This is a genomic window from Micromonospora okii (assembly GCF_020884795.1).
GTDB lineage: Bacteria > Actinomycetota > Actinomycetes > Mycobacteriales > Micromonosporaceae > Micromonospora > Micromonospora okii.
Genome location: NZ_BBZF01000021.1, coordinates 95,959 through 111,091, shown reverse-complemented (window position 1 = coordinate 111,091; position 15,133 = coordinate 95,959). Strand labels below are relative to the sequence as shown.

General features: G+C 74.6%; 13 protein-coding genes. 4 read left to right on the top strand and 9 right to left on the bottom strand.

The window, feature by feature from the left end; translation table 11 throughout:
* The 4 genes from LPU43_RS20460 to LPU43_RS20445 form a co-directional block, all read right to left on the bottom strand.
* The coding region (locus LPU43_RS20460) for a DUF4180 domain-containing protein (protein ID WP_229402099.1) at positions 1–304 on the bottom strand (304 nt) is incomplete at its 3' end.
* A complete protein-coding gene (locus tag LPU43_RS20455; protein ID WP_229402098.1) occupies positions 297–779 on the bottom strand; it encodes a helix-turn-helix domain-containing protein in 483 nt (160 codons plus the stop codon). The genes LPU43_RS20460 and LPU43_RS20455, both read right to left, overlap by 8 nt.
* A 112-nt stretch (positions 780–891) precedes the next feature.
* Positions 892–1,092, bottom strand: a complete 201-nt coding sequence (locus LPU43_RS20450; RefSeq protein ID WP_229402097.1) for a DUF397 domain-containing protein — start codon at positions 1,090–1,092, stop codon at positions 892–894.
* Positions 1,083–1,850, bottom strand: a complete 768-nt coding sequence (locus LPU43_RS20445) for a DUF5753 domain-containing protein (protein WP_229402096.1) — start codon at positions 1,848–1,850, stop codon at positions 1,083–1,085. The genes LPU43_RS20450 and LPU43_RS20445 overlap by 10 nt, the downstream gene beginning before the upstream one ends.
* A 252-nt stretch (positions 1,851–2,102) precedes the next feature.
* Here LPU43_RS20445 and LPU43_RS20440 point away from each other — a divergent pair, with 252 nt between their 5' ends.
* Both LPU43_RS20440 and LPU43_RS20435 read left to right on the top strand, forming a co-directional pair.
* On the top strand, positions 2,103–2,435 hold the full coding sequence (locus tag LPU43_RS20440) for a hypothetical protein (protein WP_229402095.1): 333 nt from the start codon (positions 2,103–2,105) through the stop codon (positions 2,433–2,435).
* Positions 2,436–2,575: 140 nt separating this feature from the next.
* The gene (locus tag LPU43_RS20435; RefSeq protein WP_229402094.1) at positions 2,576–3,349 is read left to right on the top strand and encodes a maleylpyruvate isomerase family mycothiol-dependent enzyme; all 774 of its coding nucleotides are present in this window, start codon (positions 2,576–2,578) and stop codon (positions 3,347–3,349) included.
* Between the two features lie 211 nt (positions 3,350–3,560).
* Here the strand turns inward: LPU43_RS20435 and LPU43_RS20430 are convergent, their stop codons facing one another.
* A complete protein-coding gene (locus LPU43_RS20430) occupies positions 3,561–3,746 on the bottom strand; it encodes a hypothetical protein (protein WP_229402093.1) in 186 nt (61 codons plus the stop codon).
* A gap of 87 nt (positions 3,747–3,833) precedes the next feature.
* On the opposite strand from LPU43_RS20430, the gene eccB reads away from it, so the two are divergent.
* Entirely contained in the window at positions 3,834–5,207 is a 1,374-nt protein-coding gene (gene eccB, locus LPU43_RS20425) for a type VII secretion protein EccB (protein WP_229402092.1), read from the top strand.
* 45 nt (positions 5,208–5,252) lie between these two features.
* Here the strand turns inward: eccB and LPU43_RS20420 are convergent, their stop codons facing one another.
* Positions 5,253–5,864 (bottom strand): class I SAM-dependent methyltransferase, encoded by a 612-nt coding sequence (locus LPU43_RS20420; RefSeq protein WP_229402091.1) that lies wholly within the window; start codon positions 5,862–5,864, stop codon positions 5,253–5,255.
* 442 nt (positions 5,865–6,306) lie between these two features.
* Between LPU43_RS20420 and LPU43_RS20415 the strand changes: the two genes are divergently transcribed.
* Positions 6,307–11,769 carry an ATP-binding protein gene (locus LPU43_RS20415; protein WP_229402090.1) on the top strand — a complete coding sequence of 1,821 codons (5,463 nt, stop codon included), beginning with the start codon at positions 6,307–6,309 and terminating at the stop codon, positions 11,767–11,769.
* Between the two features lie 44 nt (positions 11,770–11,813).
* Here the strand turns inward: LPU43_RS20415 and LPU43_RS20410 are convergent, their stop codons facing one another.
* Genes LPU43_RS20410 through LPU43_RS20400 form a run of 3 tightly spaced genes read right to left on the bottom strand, consistent with a single transcriptional unit; the run spans position 11,814 to position 15,018 of the window.
* The gene (locus LPU43_RS20410) at positions 11,814–12,680 is read right to left on the bottom strand and encodes a carbohydrate ABC transporter permease (protein ID WP_229402089.1); all 867 of its coding nucleotides are present in this window, start codon (positions 12,678–12,680) and stop codon (positions 11,814–11,816) included.
* Positions 12,680–13,633, bottom strand: coding sequence for a carbohydrate ABC transporter permease (locus LPU43_RS20405; RefSeq protein ID WP_229402088.1), 954 nt, complete (start codon positions 13,631–13,633; stop codon positions 12,680–12,682). Before LPU43_RS20405 ends, LPU43_RS20410 begins: the two co-directional genes overlap by 1 nt.
* Positions 13,630–15,018, bottom strand: a complete 1,389-nt coding sequence (locus LPU43_RS20400) for an ABC transporter substrate-binding protein (RefSeq protein WP_229402087.1) — start codon at positions 15,016–15,018, stop codon at positions 13,630–13,632. Before LPU43_RS20400 ends, LPU43_RS20405 begins: the two co-directional genes overlap by 4 nt.
* Between the last annotated feature and the right edge of the window lie 115 nt (positions 15,019–15,133).

Below are 15,133 nucleotides of genomic sequence, written 5' to 3'. Positions count from 1 at the left end.
CCCTGTTGGACTCGTGGACCAGGGCGCGCAGGGCCGGGCTCGCGGCGAGGTGCCGGGAGATGTCCCCGAGGACCACCAGCCGCAGCCGGTAGTTGACGAACTTCTGCATGACCTCGCCGGCGAAGCGGGTGCCCAGGGAGAAGAAGTCGTCGCCCAGCCGGCTCGCGGGCACCGCCACCACCTGGGCGCCGAGGAAGGCCGCGCCGATCAGGTCCAGCGCGTCCTGCACGGTCACCACCGGCGGGCCCGCCGGGTCGCACACCAGCACCGGCACCCCGCCCAGCTCGCGCACCTCGTCAGGCATGGTCGGCCCGCCCCTCGCGGGGGCCGTCGCCGCCGGCCGCGAGCAGGCCGTCGTCGCCGTCGAGCACGGCGTCGAGCAGGCGCAGCAGGTCGGCGGTGGCGGCGGGGTCGCCCAGAATCACGATCTTCATGCGGCTCCGTTCCTCGTCGTAGACGGTCTGCACGCGCAGCGGGCGCGCCGGGTCGTGGTTGGTGTTCACCCCGGCGAGGACGAACGTGCCCAGCCGGTCGGCGACGGCCCGGTCGACGCCGTCGACCTGCACGATGCTCGACACCTCCACCGACGCGCCGCCCGGAGCGGCCGACGGGGGCCGGTCCCGGCCGGTCAGCGCGTCCAGGTCGGCGCGGGCGATCCGGTACTGCTTGCCGATCCGCGCCGCCCGGAGCCGACCGGTGCGGATGTAGCCGCGCACCGTCCGGACGTGCAGGCCGAGCAGGTCGGCGACCTGCTCGACCGAGTACATGTCGTTACTCATTGCGCCTCATCATAGGAATGATAGGGAAGGATAGGGAAGTGCAGAGGGTAAAAAGGTGACCTCCCCGGGCGGGGAGGTCACCGGTTCCGCGTCGTCCGGGTGCCGCCGGGGCTCAGGCGTCCCGGGCGGGCGCGGCGAGGCCCGCGACGAAGGCGCGCCAGGCGGTCGGGGGGAAGGTGAGGGCGGGGCCGCTGCGGTCCTTGCTGTCGCGGACGGCGACGACGCCGGGCAGGTTGTCGGCCACCTCGACGCAGTCCCCGCCGTTGCCGCTGCTGCGGGTGCTCGTGCGCCACCGCGCGCCGGTCAGCTCCATGTCCGCGCCACCTCCGTGATCAGGTCGACCGATTGCCAGTGCGACAGCGCCTCGCCGCGCACGTTCTCCCACGCCGTCAGTATCGCCGCGATGTCGCCCGGCTCGCTGGCCACCTCCCCGTGCAGTTGGGTGTCCAGGTAGCCGGCGATGCGATGGTCGGGGCTGGTCGCGATGACGAACGGCCCGTTCAGCCCCGCGTACGCGCCCACCCGCGACGGCACGACGTGCACCCGGACGTGCGGCTGCTCGCACGCGGCGGCCAGGGCGTTCAGCTGCTCGCGCATGGTCTCGGGGCCGCCGACCGGCCGGCGCAGCACCGACTCGTCGACGACGGCGGTGAACTGCGGCGGGTCGTCGCGGCGCAGGATGCCCTGGCGGGCCAGCCGGGTCGCGAGGTGCCGCTCCACGTCGCCGTGCGCGATCAGGCCCGTGCCGCCGAGCACCGCGCGGGCGTACGCCTCCGTCTGGAGCAGCCCCGGCAGCACCATGGACTGGAAGGAGCGCAGCGACACCGCCTCGCGCTCGATCTCCTGCCACGGGCGGAACCAGACGAAGCCCCGATGTCTCGGCTTGTCCGTCCAGATGTCCTTGATGTCCCGGCGGAGGACGGCCGCCGCCGCCGCGCGGTGCCGGGGATGGGGGATGCGGTCCTCCGTCAGCCACCGCGCGGTCGTCTTCGGGTCGACCCCGACCTCCGCCGCGAGTGACTCGGTGGTGTGCCCGGTCTCGTGCAGCGCGGCCCGCAGCGCATCGTTCACGGTCCCTCCCGGGGGATGTCGTGGATGTCTGGGGACCATACCCTTGCGCCCTGTATCTGTGGGGCTACGCGCGGAAGGGTGTTTTTGCAGGACGGCGCGGCCGGTGGAGGCGAGGGCCCGGCGGTCGCGCCCGTCGGGTCGCCCGGCACATCCCCCCGTGCCGGGCGACCCTCCAACACCCGGACGGCCACCGGCCCTCCACCACCTGGACGGCCGCCGGCCCTCCACAACGGACGAGCGAGGGGAGAGATCATGCCCGTACCGGTGCCGCCGCCGCTGAGCCGGCGACCGTCCCGGCCGCACCAGCCGATGCGGCCCGCGTGGCTGTGCCGGTCCTGCGCCGCGCCCTGGCCCTGCGCGCCGGCTCGGCTCGACCTCGCGTTCGCCTATCGCGGAAACTCCGTCACGCTCGCGCTCTACCTGACCGCGTCGATGCAGCAGGCGATGGACGACACGTACCGCCTCGGCGGCGACCCCGACTTCGCGGCGCTGCACGCCCGCTTCCTCGGCTGGCTCTCCCTCGCCCGCCGCGACCCACCCCGCGACCGCCCGCCCCGGGACCCGCCCGGCGCGCGGCCCCGTTGACCGGCCGTTTCGATCCGCCGGCCCGCCCCGCCCGCGCGCCCGCCGCCTGCTCCGCCGGCGCCGGCGCTCCGCCCGCTGCCGACGCGTTCGTCCGACAAATTCGCTATCCGGCGGCCGGAGCGCGGTGGTACACAGCCGAGGTGCAGAACACTGTGGAGTTCCCCGAGGTCCTGCGGCTGATCGAAGACCGCTCGGCCGCGTTCCGCGCCGCGATCGCGTCCGCCCCCGACCTCGACGTCCAGGTCCCGACCTGTCCGGACTGGACGCTGCGCGAACTGGCGCAGCACGTCGGCGACGGCCGCCGTCGCCAGGCCGCCATCATCGCGGCGGGACCGGGCGCTTCGCCCCCGGCGAAGACGGACCCGAAGGGCGCCCCGACCGCGCCCCGGGACCGCGAAGCCCTGGACGCCTGGCTCGCCGAGTCGACCGCGCTCATGCTCGACGCGCTGCGCGAGGCCGGCCCGGAGCGCGGCTGCTGGACCTGGTGGGGCCGCTCGCAGGCCCCGGAGACCAGCGGAGCCCTGGCCCGGCACCAGATCCAGGAGATTGCCGTCCACACCTACGACGTCCAGCTCACCCAGGGGGCCGCGCGGCCGCTGCCGACGGACGTCGCGGTCGAGGGCGTCGACGAGTTCCTGACGACCGTCGCGGCGACGACCGTCCCCTGGCCGTTCAAGCCGGCGACCATCGACCTGCACGCGACCGAGGGCCGCTCCTGGCGCCTGACCCTCGACGCCGACGGCGTCCGCTGCGACGACCTGGCCGCCGACGCGGAGCCGGGCGACCTGGTGATGCGAGGCGCAGCGAGCCAACTGGTCCTCTACTTCTACGACCGCGTCCCGCTCGACAGCCTGGAGAACACCGGCGACACCGAGCCGATGGAGCAGCTCGCAGAGTGGGACCCGAACGCGTAGACGCGCACCCGTGACGCGTCTGGGGCGACTCCGTGTCGGCGACATCGCGCCTTCACCCCGCCCCGGAAAGCCCCATGTCGCCGACACGGAGTCGATCACGCTGCGAGGATCAGCCCGGGTCGGTCGCGCCTCGTCGATCACGGCCGTCGGTCACGCCGCGTCGGTCGCTACGCGGGGCCCCACGGCAGGCCGCCGGTCGCCCGGCACCCGCTCAGGGGCGGGTGGCCAGGACGAGGGTGTCGAGGGCGTCGACCGGCGTGCCGTCGGGGCCGGGCACCGGGCGGCGTACCGTCTCGGCGCGGTCGATCCGCAGGCCACCCAGGGCGGCCGTCACGCGCTCGGGGGTGAGCAGGATCGCCGGGTCCTGCGGGCCGCCGACGCCCCCGGGAACGATCATCGCACGCCACCGCCCGCGACCACGGAGGGTCCACGGGGTGTCGACGCAGCGCTTATCCTGTGCCCCGACCGACCGTCGGAGGGGCGCATGCCGTCGCGGCAGGACCAGCTTCACTCGTACCAGTTCACCCTCCAGCGGGCGGTCGCCGCGCTGGTGATGCGGGAGACGGACCCGGCGCGGTCGCCGTTCCGCCGGCTGGCCGGGGCCGGGCTGGCCAGCGTCCTGGTCGCCGCCATCGCCCTCGGCGGCTTCGCCCTCTACGGGCTGTTCGCCGGCGGCGGCAGCACGTGGCGCGACCCCGGCGCGGTGATCGTGGAGCGGGAGTCCGGGGCCCGGTTCGTCTACCGGGGGCAGCGGCTGCACCCGGTGCTCAACTACGCCTCCGCGCTGCTGATCATCGGTGCCGAGCGCCCGAAGACGGTGCTGGTCTCCCGCCGCTCGATCGAGGGGGTGCCGCGCGGCCTGCCGCTGGGCATCCCCGACGCCCCCGACTCGCTGCCCGCCCGGGGCCGGCTGTCGACCGGCCCGTGGACGGTCTGCTCGGTGGCCACCACCGAGGCCGAGCGCAGCGCCCCCCGGTCGGCCCTGCTGGTCGGGTCGGCTGCCAGGGGAGGCCGGGCACCCGGCGGCGACGGTCTCCTGCTCCGGCACCCGGACGGCAGCCTGCACCTGGTCTGGCACGCGCGCCGCTACCTGCTGCGCGACAGCGTGCGGGTGCTCGCCGCGCTCGCCGCCACCCCGCAGCGGGCCGTGCCGGTCGCGCCCGCCCTGATCGACAGCATTCCGGCCGGGGCCGACCTCGCCCCGCTGGAGCTGCCCGGGCTCGGGCAGCCCGCGCCCGGGGTGCCGGGCGCGGTGGTCGGCGACGTCTTCCTCATCCGCAACACCGGCGGCGGCCGGCAGTACGCCGTCGCCCTGGCCGCCGGCCTCGCCGGCATCACCGAGTTGCAGGCCAGCCTGCTGCTCGCCCGCACCGGGCAGGGCGAGCCGGTGGCGCTGCCCCTGGGCCGGTTCGCCACCCTGCCCACGCTGCCGGACCTGGTGCCGACCGGTCCGGCCGCCCCGCCGCCCAGCCCGCCCCGGCTGACCGCCCCCGACGGCGGGGCGCTCTGCGTCGGCGTCGGGGGCGACGGCGAGGAGCGCGACGTGCGGCTCGGCGCGAGCGTGCCCGACCTCTCCGGCAGCCCCCGGACCGGAGGCGGCGCGGCGACCGCCGACCACGTGGTGGTGGCGCCGGGGCGCGGGGCCGTGGTCGAGTCGGCCGCCGCGCCGGGGGCCACCGGGGGCGCGCTGAGCGTGGTCACCGACCTGGGTCGGCGGTACGCGCTGGCCGACGCCGAGGTGCTCGGTCTGCTCGGCTACCGGGGCGTGCGGCCGGTGCGGCTGCCGGCCGGGCTGGTGAGCCTGCTGCCCGCCGGCAGCCCCCTCGACCCGGCCGCCGCCCGCGCCGCTACGGGGTAAGGAAGGGCACCTTGTCAACGCATACGGTAGAGAAGGGTCCCCTTCTCACACCGTCTCGGCCGGGCGGCGCAGGATCGTGACCGCGAAGTCCGCGTCGTCCCGCCAGGGGCGCAGATCCCAGGTGGCGAAGCGGTGCTCCCGGCGGAGCCCGGCGGCGACCGCGTCGGCGTCGAAGTCGGCGAGCGGGTAGCCCCGGTCGGTGCCGAAGCCGATCGCCACCACCCCGTCCGGGCGCAGGTGGGCGGCGATGCGGCGGAGCACCTCCCGCTCGGTGCCGGGCGCGACGAAGGCCATCACGTTGCCGGCCACCACGGCGGCGTCGAACGGCTCGGTCTCGCCGGCCGCCGCGAGGTCCAGCTCGGCCAGGTCGCCGACCAGCCAGCGGGGGCCGGCGTGGTCGGCGCGGGCGGCCTCGACCAGCACCGGGTCGGCGTCGACGCCCACCACCGTGTGGCCCCGGGCATGCAGCGCCGCCCCCACCCGCCCGGTGCCGCAGCCGGCGTCGAGGATGCGTGAGCCCGGGGGCACCAGCGCGTCCAACAGCCGGGCCTCCCCGGCCAGGTCCGCGCCTTCGGCGGCCAGTTGGCGGAAGCGGTCGACGTACCACTGCGAGTGCTCGGGGCCGGTGTCGGTGTCCCAGCGGGTCGGGTTGGCCATCGTCCCACGCTAACCGTCGGGCGACCGGGCCGCGCCGGGAGCCCCGAGGCGAACGGGGAGGAGGAGCGGGCGGCGCCGGACCGTCCGGGGAGGGGAGGCCGGCGGGCCGGTCCGTGAGGGCGGGGCGAACGGCCTCGGCGGGGGTCGGATCGGCTGTGGCTGGAGGGTGACTCGGCGCTACGGCCGGGCCGGGTCGGCGTCCGGCTCGGGGCTGAGTCGTGGCACAGTCCGACCGCGGCGGACCGCATGATCGTCCCGTCCGCGCGCGCCCTGGTCAGGGGTCAGTCAACAACGGTGATTGGTGGTTTCCTACAAACTGAGCCGCCCGACGTGCGTCGTCTGCGACATGGCGCTGCCCGCCGGCACACGGAAGGGTGGAAGCCTGCCGAAGGTCCGCCGTGTCACGGCGCGTACATCGTTGGTCCACAGGAGGGCTCCTCGCGTGTTCAGTCGTGTCGCCATCGTCAACCGTGGTGAGGCCGCCATGCGGCTCATCCACGCGGTCCGGGAACTGGCCGCCGAAACCGGGGCCCGGATCGAGACCGTCGCCCTGCACACCGACGTCGACCGCGCGGCCACGTTCGTGCGCGAGGCGGACCTGTCGTACGACCTCGGTCCCGCGTCGGCGCGGCCGTACCTCGACCTGAAGGCGCTGGAGCGCGCGCTCGTGGAGACCGGGGCCGACGCCGCGTGGGTCGGCTGGGGCTTCGTGGCGGAGGACCCGGCGTTCGCGGAGCTGTGCGAGAAGGTCGGGGTCACCTTCGTCGGGCCGAGCCCGGACGCGATGCGCAAGCTCGGCGACAAGATCGGCGCGAAGCTGATCGCCGAGGAGGTCGGCGTGCCGGTCGCGCCATGGAGCCGCGGCCCGGTGGAGACGCTGGAGGCCGCCCTGGCGGCGGCGGAGCGGATCGGCTACCCGCTGATGCTGAAGGCGACCGCCGGTGGCGGCGGGCGCGGCATCCGGGTGGTCACCAACCCCGCCGACCTGGCCGACGCGTACGAGCGCACCAGCCAGGAGGCCGCGCGGGCGTTCGGCAGCGGCATCGTCTTCCTGGAGCGGCTGGTCACCGGCGCGCGCCACGTCGAGGTGCAGGTGATCGCCGACGGCCAGGGCACCGCGTGGGCGCTCGGCGTGCGCGACTGCTCCGTGCAGCGGCGCAACCAGAAGGTCATCGAGGAGTCGGCGTCGCCGGTGCTCGCCCCCGAACAGGCGGCCGAGCTGAAGGCGTCGGCCGAGCGGCTGGCCGTCGCGGTCGGCTACCGGGGCGCGGCGACCGTCGAGTTCCTCTACCACCCGGGCGACCGGATGTTCGCGTTCCTGGAGGTCAACACCCGGCTCCAGGTCGAGCACCCGATCACCGAGCTGACCACCGGCTTCGACCTGGTCAAGGCGCAACTGCACGTGGCCTCGGGCGGGCGGCTGGAGGGCGCGCCGCCGGTGGAGCGCGGGCACGCCGTGGAGGCCCGGCTCAACGCCGAGGACCCGGACCGCGACTTCGCGCCGTCGCCGGGCCGCATCGTGCGGCTGGACCTGCCCGCCGGGCCGGGCGTCCGGGTGGACACCGGCGTCAGCGAGGGCGACACCATCCCCGCCGACTTCGACTCGATGATCGCCAAGATCATCGCGTACGGCCGCGACCGCGACGAGGCGCTCGGCAAGCTGCGCCGCGCGATGACCGAGACCACCGTGATCATCGAGGGCGGCGCGACGAACAAGAGCTTCGTGCTCGACCTGCTCGACCAGCCCGAGGTGATCGACGCCAGCGCCGACACCGGCTGGATCGACCGGGTACGCGGCGAGGGCCGCCTCGTCTCCCACCGGCACTCCGCCGTCGCGCTGGCCGCCGCCGCCATCGAGGCGTACGAGGAGGAGGAGCGCGCCGAGCGGCAGCGGCTGCTGTCGACGGCGTTCGGCGGACGCCCGCAGGTGCAGCACGCCAGCGGCCGGCCGCTGGACCTCAAGCTGCGCGGCGTCGGCTACCGGGTGCGCGTGGCCCGCGTCGGGGCGCACCGGTTCCGCGTCGGCATCGAGGCCGGCGACCAGGCCCGCACCGCCGACGTGGAGCTGGACCGCTTCGACCGGCACACCGGGCAGATCGTCGTCAACGGCATCCGCTACCGCCTGCTCACCGGCACGCACGGGCCGATCCACCTGGTCGAGGTCGACGGCGTGACCCACCGGGTCAGCCGCGACGAGGGCGGCGTCGTCCGCTCGCCCGCCCCCGCGCTGGTCGTCGCCACGCCGCTGGAGGTCGGCGCCGAGGTCGAGGCGGGCGCGCCGGTGCTGGTGCTGGAGAGCATGAAGATGGAGACGGTGCTGCGGGCGCCGTTCCGGGCGCGGCTGAGGGAGTGCGCCGTCTCCGTGGGCAGCCAGGTGGAGACCGGCGCCCCGCTGCTGCGGCTGGAGCCCCTCGCCGACGACGACGCCGAGGCCGAGGACGCCTCGGCCGGCGCGTCCGTCGAGCTGGAGCTGCCGTCCGCGCCCGGCCAGGCCCCGGCGCGGGAGCGCACCACGCGCGGCCAGGAGGACCTGCGCAGCCTGCTGCTCGGCTTCGACGTGGACCCGCACGACGAGCGCCGGGTGCTCGACGACTACCTCGCCGCGCGGCGGGCGGCCGTCGCCGACGGCCACCGGCCGCTGACCGAGGAGCTGGAACTGGTCGACCTCTTCGCCGACCTGGCGGAGCTGAGCCGCAACCGCCCGGCGGGCGAGGACGGCGTCGACAGCCACGTCCACAGCGCCCGCGAGTACTTCCACACCTACCTCCAGAGCCTCGACGTGGAGCGGGCCGGGCTGCCGGAGTCGTTCCGGGCCAAGCTCGCCAAGGCGCTCGGGCACTACGGCGTCACCGAGCTGGAGCGCTCGCCCGAGCTGGAAGCCGCCGTGTTCCGGATCTTCCTCGCCCAGCAGCGGGCGTCCGTCGACGCCACGGTCGTCGCGACGCTGCTGCGCGCCTGGCTGCGGGAGCCGCCGCCGGACGAGGCGCTGCGCGAGCCGACCGGCCTCAGCCTGGAGCGGCTGGTGGCCGCCACGCAGGTCCGCTTCCCGGTGGTCGCCGACCTGGCGCGCGGCGTGGTCTTCGCCTGGCTGGGCCAGCCGCTGCTGCGCCGCAACCGCGCCCGCGTCTACGCCGACGTCCGCAAGCACCTGCGCCACCTCGACGCGCACCCGGACGCCGCGGACCGCGCCGAGCGCGTCGCCGAGATGGTGCGCTGCACCGAGCCGCTGGTGCGGCTGCTCGGCCAGCGGCTCGTCCGCGACAACCTGGACAACACGGTCATGCTGGAGGTGCTGACCCGCCGCTACTACGGCAACAAGGGGCTCACCGGCGTGCGCACCCGCGAGGTCGCGGGCTGCACGTTCGTGGTCGCCGGGCGGGCGGACTCGTGCCTGGTCTCCACGGCGGTGCGCTTCGACGCCCTCGGCGACGCGCTGCGCGGGCTCGCGGAGCTGGCCGCCGACGAGGAGAACGTCGACGCCGACGTCTACGTGGCCTGGGAGCGCCAGCCGGAGGACTCCGACGCGCTGGCCGCCGCGCTGCACGAGGTCGTCGCCGCGCAGCCGCTGCCGGAGCAGCTCCGCCGGCTCACCGTCACCGTCGCGGGCCGCAGCGGCACGGTGATGCACCACCACTTCACGTTCCGCCCGTCGACCGCCGGGATGGCCGAGGAGCGGCTGGTGCGGGGCCTGCACCCGTACATCGCGCAGCGGATGCAGCTCGAACGGCTGCGCAAGTTCGACCTCACCCGGCTGCCGTCGTCGGACGAGGAGGTCTACCTGTTCCAGTGCGTGGCGCGGGAGAACCCCTCCGACGACCGCCTCGTCGCGTTCGCCCAGGTGCGCGACCTGACCGCGCTGCGCGAGACCGACGGTCGGCTGGTGGCCCTGCCCACGGCCGAGGACGCCATCGCCACCTGCCTCGACTCGATCCGCCGCGCGCAGTCGCGCCGGCCGTCGAAGAAGCGCGTCAACACCAACCGGATCGTCATCTACGTCTGGCCGCCGAGCGACGTCAGCCGCGCGGAGCTGGAGATGCTGGCCGCGCGCGTGCTGCCGACCACCGCCGGCGCCGGGCTGGAGGAGATGCTCTTCATCGGCCGGCAGCGGGACCGCCGCACCGGCGAGCTGGTCAAGACCGCCGTGCGGGTCTCCTTCGACGCCACGGGCGCGGCGAAGCTGACCATCGGCGAGCCGTCGGACGAGCCGGTCGAGCCGCTGGACGACTACCGGCAGAAGGTGCTGCGGGCGAGCAGCCGCAACACCGTCTACCCGTACGAGCTGACGGGCCTGCTCGGCGACTTCGTCGAGCACGACCTCGACGGCGACCACGTGCTGGTGCCGGTGGACCGGCCGAAGGGGCGCAACAGGGCGGCGATCGTCGCGGGCGTGGTGAGCACGCCGACCCGGCTGCACCCGGAGGGCGTCGCCCGGGTGGTGCTGCTGGGCGACCCGACGAAGTCGCTCGGCGCGCTGTCGGAGCCGGAGTGTCGCCGGGTGATCGCCGCGCTGGACCTGGCCGAGCGGCTGCGCGTGCCGCTGGAGTGGTACGCGCTCTCCTCGGGCGCCCGGATCTCCATGGAGTCGGGCACGGAGAACATGGACTGGGTGGCGGCGGCGCTCAAGCGGATCGTCGAGTTCACCCAGGACGGCGGCGAGATCAACATCGTCGTCGCGGGCATCACCGTCGGCGCGCAGCCGTACTGGAACGCCGAGGCGACGATGCTCATGCACACCAAGGGCATCCTGGTGATGACGCCGGACTCGGCGATGGTGCTCACCGGCAAGCAGTCGCTCGACTTCTCCGGCGGCGTCTCCGCCGAGGACAACTTCGGCATCGGCGGCTACGACCGGGTGATGGGGCCGAACGGGCAGGCGCAGTACTGGGCGCCGAACCTGCTCGCCGCGCGGGACGTGCTGATGGCCCACTACGAGCACACGTACGTCGCGCCGGGCGAGGAGGGGCCGCGCCGGGCGGTCACCACCGACCCGGTCGACCGGGACGTCTCCGACTTCCCGCACACCGTGGAGGGCAGCGACTTCACCACGGTCGGCCAGATCTTCTCGGCCGCGCACAACCCCGACCGCAAGAAGCCCTTCGACATCCGTACGGTGATGCGGGCCCTCGCCGACCAGGACCACGCGGTGCTGGAGCGCTGGGCGGGCATGGCCGACGCGGAGACGGCGGTGGTGCAGGACGTGCACCTCGGCGGCATCCCGGTCTGCCTGCTCGGCATCGAGTCCCGCTCGGTGCCCCGGCGTGGCTTCCCGCCCACCGACGGCCCGGACACCTACACGGCCGGCACGCTCTTCCCGCGCTCGTCGAAGAAGGCGGCGCGGGCGATCAACGCGGCCAGCGGCAACCGGCCCCTGGTGGTGCTGGCGAACCTGTCGGGCTTCGACGGCTCGCCCGAGTCGATGCGCAAGCTGCAACTGGAGTACGGGGCCGAGATCGGCCGGGCGATCGTGAACTTCCGTGGGCCGATCGTGTTCTGCGTGATCTCGCGGTACCACGGCGGGGCGTTCGTGGTCTTCTCGAAGGCGCTGAACCCGAACATGACCGTGCTCGCGCTGGAGGGCTCGTTCGCCTCCGTGCTCGGCGGCGCCCCCGCCGCCGCGGTGGTCTTCTCCAGCGACGTCAACGGCCGCACGGCGGCCGACGCGCGGGTGCGGGACCTGGAGGCCCGGGTCGCGGCGGCCTCCGGCGCGGACCGCGCCGCCCTGACCGCCGAGCTGGACGAACTGCGCGCCTCGGTGCGGGCGGAGAAGCTCGGCGAGGTGGCCACCGAGTTCGACCGGGTGCACGACATCGCCCGCGCCGTGCGGGTGGGCTCGGTCGACGCGGTGATCCGCGCCGCCGAGCTGCGTCCCCGGATCATCGAGGCGATCGAGGCCCGGCTGGCCTGACCGGGAGGCGCGGGGTGGGCAGGGAGGCCCACCCCGCGCCCGGCTCACCCCTTCTCCGCGCCGCCGGTCAGCCCCTCGGTGAGCAGCCGCTCCCCGGCGAAGAAGAGCAGCACGACGGGGAGGGTGAGCACGACCGAGCCGGCCATCAGCACGGTCTTGGGCACCTCCACGCCGTCGGCGAGCAGCGACAGCCCGAGCGACACCGTCCACCGGTCGGGCCGGTCGACGAGGAAGAGCAGCGCGAACAGGTACTCGTTCCAGGCGATCATGAAGTCGTAGAGCGCGACCGCCGCGATGGCCGGGGCGGCGAGCGGCAGACTGACCCGGCGGATGATCCCGAGCCGGCCCGCCCCGTCGATGGCGGCGGACTCCTCCAGGCTGACCGGGATGGTCGACAGGTAGTTCTTGAGCATGTAGACCGACACGGGCAGGGTCTGCGACAGGTAGACCAGCACCAGCCCGCCGAGCGAGCCGCGCAGCCCCGCCCGGGTGAAGACCACGAAGAGCGGGATCGCCACCACGATCGACGGGAACAGGTAGACCGCCAGGAACAGCGCGCTGACCTGGCGGCGACCGAAGAACCGCAGCCGGGAGACCGCGTACGCGCCGGGCAGCGCCACGAGCAGGCTCAGCGCCGTGGCGGCGAGGGCCACCAGGCCGCTGTTGCGGATGAAGGTGCCGAAGCCCTGGCCGCCGTCGTCAACGGAACGCAACACCTCGGCGTACGTGTCGACGGTCAGCTCGCCCAGCGGCACCAGCAGCGAGCCCGGGTCGAGCAGCAGCCGCTCGATGGGGCGCACCGAGAGCACCAGCATGTACCAGAACGGCACCAGCGTGACCGCCAGGAAGCCGGCGACGACGAGCCGCCGCAGCCAGCGCAGGGTGACCGTCTCGATCCGGTCCCGGTCCATCACGACTCCCTCTCCCGGGCGAAGAAGCGCAGGTACAGCGCGACGAGGACGACGAGCGCCAGGGCCAGCACGACGGCCTGCGCCGCCGCCGCGCCGACGTCGGCGCGGGCGGTGAGGAACCGGTAGACCCGGACGCTGACCACCTCGGTGCCGGCGGCCCCGCCGGTGAGCAGGTAGACGTCGTCGAACTTGGTGAACGTCATGATGAAGCGCAGCAGCGCGAGCAGGGCGATCACGGGCATGAGCTGCGGCAGCAGCAGGTGCCGGAACCGCTGGGTGGGGGTGGCCCCGTCCACCCGGGCGGCCTCCTCCAGCTCGCCGGGCACGGCCTGGAGGCGGGCCAGCAGGAAGAGGAAGGCGAACGGGAAGTACCGCCACGCCTCGAACGCGATCACCGTCCACAGCGCGGTCGACTCCTGGGACAGGAACGGGACCGGGGCGTCCCAGCCGAGGAACCGCCGGCCCCAGTCGTTGACGATGCCGAACTGCGGGTCGAGCATCACCTGCCAGACGAAGGCGACCGCGACCACCGGCGCGACGTACGGCAGCAGCAGCGACGCCCGGACCAGGGCGCGGCCCCGGAACGGCCGGCGCACCACCAGCGCGGCGACGAGGCCGAGCGCGATCGAGCCGAGCGTCGCGCCGACGCTGTAGAGCAGCGTGGTCCACAGGGTGTCGGCGAAGCCGGGGGTGTGGATCACCCGGTCGAGGTTGTCCAGGGTGAACTCCCCGAACAGCCCCGTCTTGCGCAGGGTGGCGAGGCGGACCCGCTGGAAGGCCAGCACGACGGTCCAGACGATCGGCACGCCGACCACCGCGACGACGACGAGCAGGGTCGGGGCGACCAGGGCGAGCCCGGCGCGGGACTCGCGGCGGCGCAGGGTCAGCGGGCGGCGGCCGGGGCGGGCCGGGCGGGCGGGGGAGCGGCGGGGGCCCTTCGCGGTGGTGGTCAATTGACGCCCGCCTTGATCGCCTTCACGTCCCGGGCGGCCCGCCGCGCCGCCGTGGCGGGATCGGCGCGGCCGGAGACGACGCCGGAGAGCGCCTTGGGCACCGGCAGCTCGCCGAGGATCGCCCCGACGAGCGCGCCCTGACCCTGGGTGAGCCCCCAGCGCTGGAAGGTGTCCGGGCTGCGGCGCAGGGTGGTCAGCACGTCGTCGCCGTACACCTGGGCCAGGGGTTGCCGGCGGTCGACCCCGGCAGGGCTGGCGGCCCAGGCGGCGAGGAACTTCTCCGGCTCGGAGGCGGTGCCTCGGCGGACGGGGAAGCGCCCCTCGGGGGACATGCCGAACCAGCGGGGGTAGCCGTCGGAGAGCATGTGGCGCACCAGCGACGCCGCCGGATCGGCCGCGCCGTCGAGCACCGCCCAGGAGCTGATCTCGCCGTACTGGCCGGGGCCGGCGGCGTGCGGGCCCTTGATCGCGGTGACGAAGCCGCTGTTGCGGGCGAGGAACCCCGGGTCGGCCTGGCACTGCGGGCAGGTGGGCCGGGCGTCGTCGCGCAGCCCGGCCAGCTCGTCGAGGATGAACGGCGACCAGAGCACCATGGCCGCGCGGCCGGCGAAGTAGGTGGCCCGGGTGGTGTCCACGTCCTGCGCGCCGGGGACGGAGAAACGGCGCATCAGGTCGCCGTAGAAGCGGAACGCCTCGACGCACTCGGGGGAGTCGAGCCGGACCTCGCCGGCGTCGTCGGTGAGCTGGCAGTTGTTGGCCAGAGCCAGGTGCTCGAAGGTCTGCTGGGTGAAGACGTCGCCCTCGGCGGTGGCCGCGACGATGCCGGCGACGCCGCCGGTGTGCAGCCTCGCGGCGGCGGCGGCGATCCTCTCGTACGTGTTCGGAGCGGGCAGCCCGGCGGCGGCGAAGAGGTCCTTGCGGTAGACCAGGAGCTGCCCCCACCCGTCGCTGGGCACGGCGAGCTGCCGGCCGCCGTCGGCGGTCAGCTCCAGGGCGCGGGGGGAGAAGGTCTGCCGGCCCAGGGCCTCGACGATCTCGCCGTTGGCCGAGGGGTGCAGCAGCTCGTTGCCGGCGAGGGTCCGCACGCCGGCCAGGGGGACCGAGCCGACCACGTCGGGCAGCTCGCCGGCCGCCGCGCTGGTGGCGATCAGCGCGGGGAACTGGTCCTCGTTGACGGTGACCAGCTCCACCTTGGTCCCGGTGCGGGCGGTGAAGTCGGCGATGATCGCCCTGGTGGCCGTGACCCGGTCGGCCACGTCCTCCAGGCTCCACACCGTCAGCGTCGAGCCGTCGTCGGGCCCGTCGTCGCCGCAGGCCAGCAGGGAGGCGCTCGTCACTGCCATGATCAGGGTCGAGGCGAGGATCCGCATCGAGGGTGATGACATCGGTGGCACTCCTCTCGAAGGGGTACAAGAAGGATTCAATACCTTCGATTGATCAATAACAAGACATATGCCGATTTCTTGCCTAGACTGGAGCCCAGTGCTACCGGGATGTGAC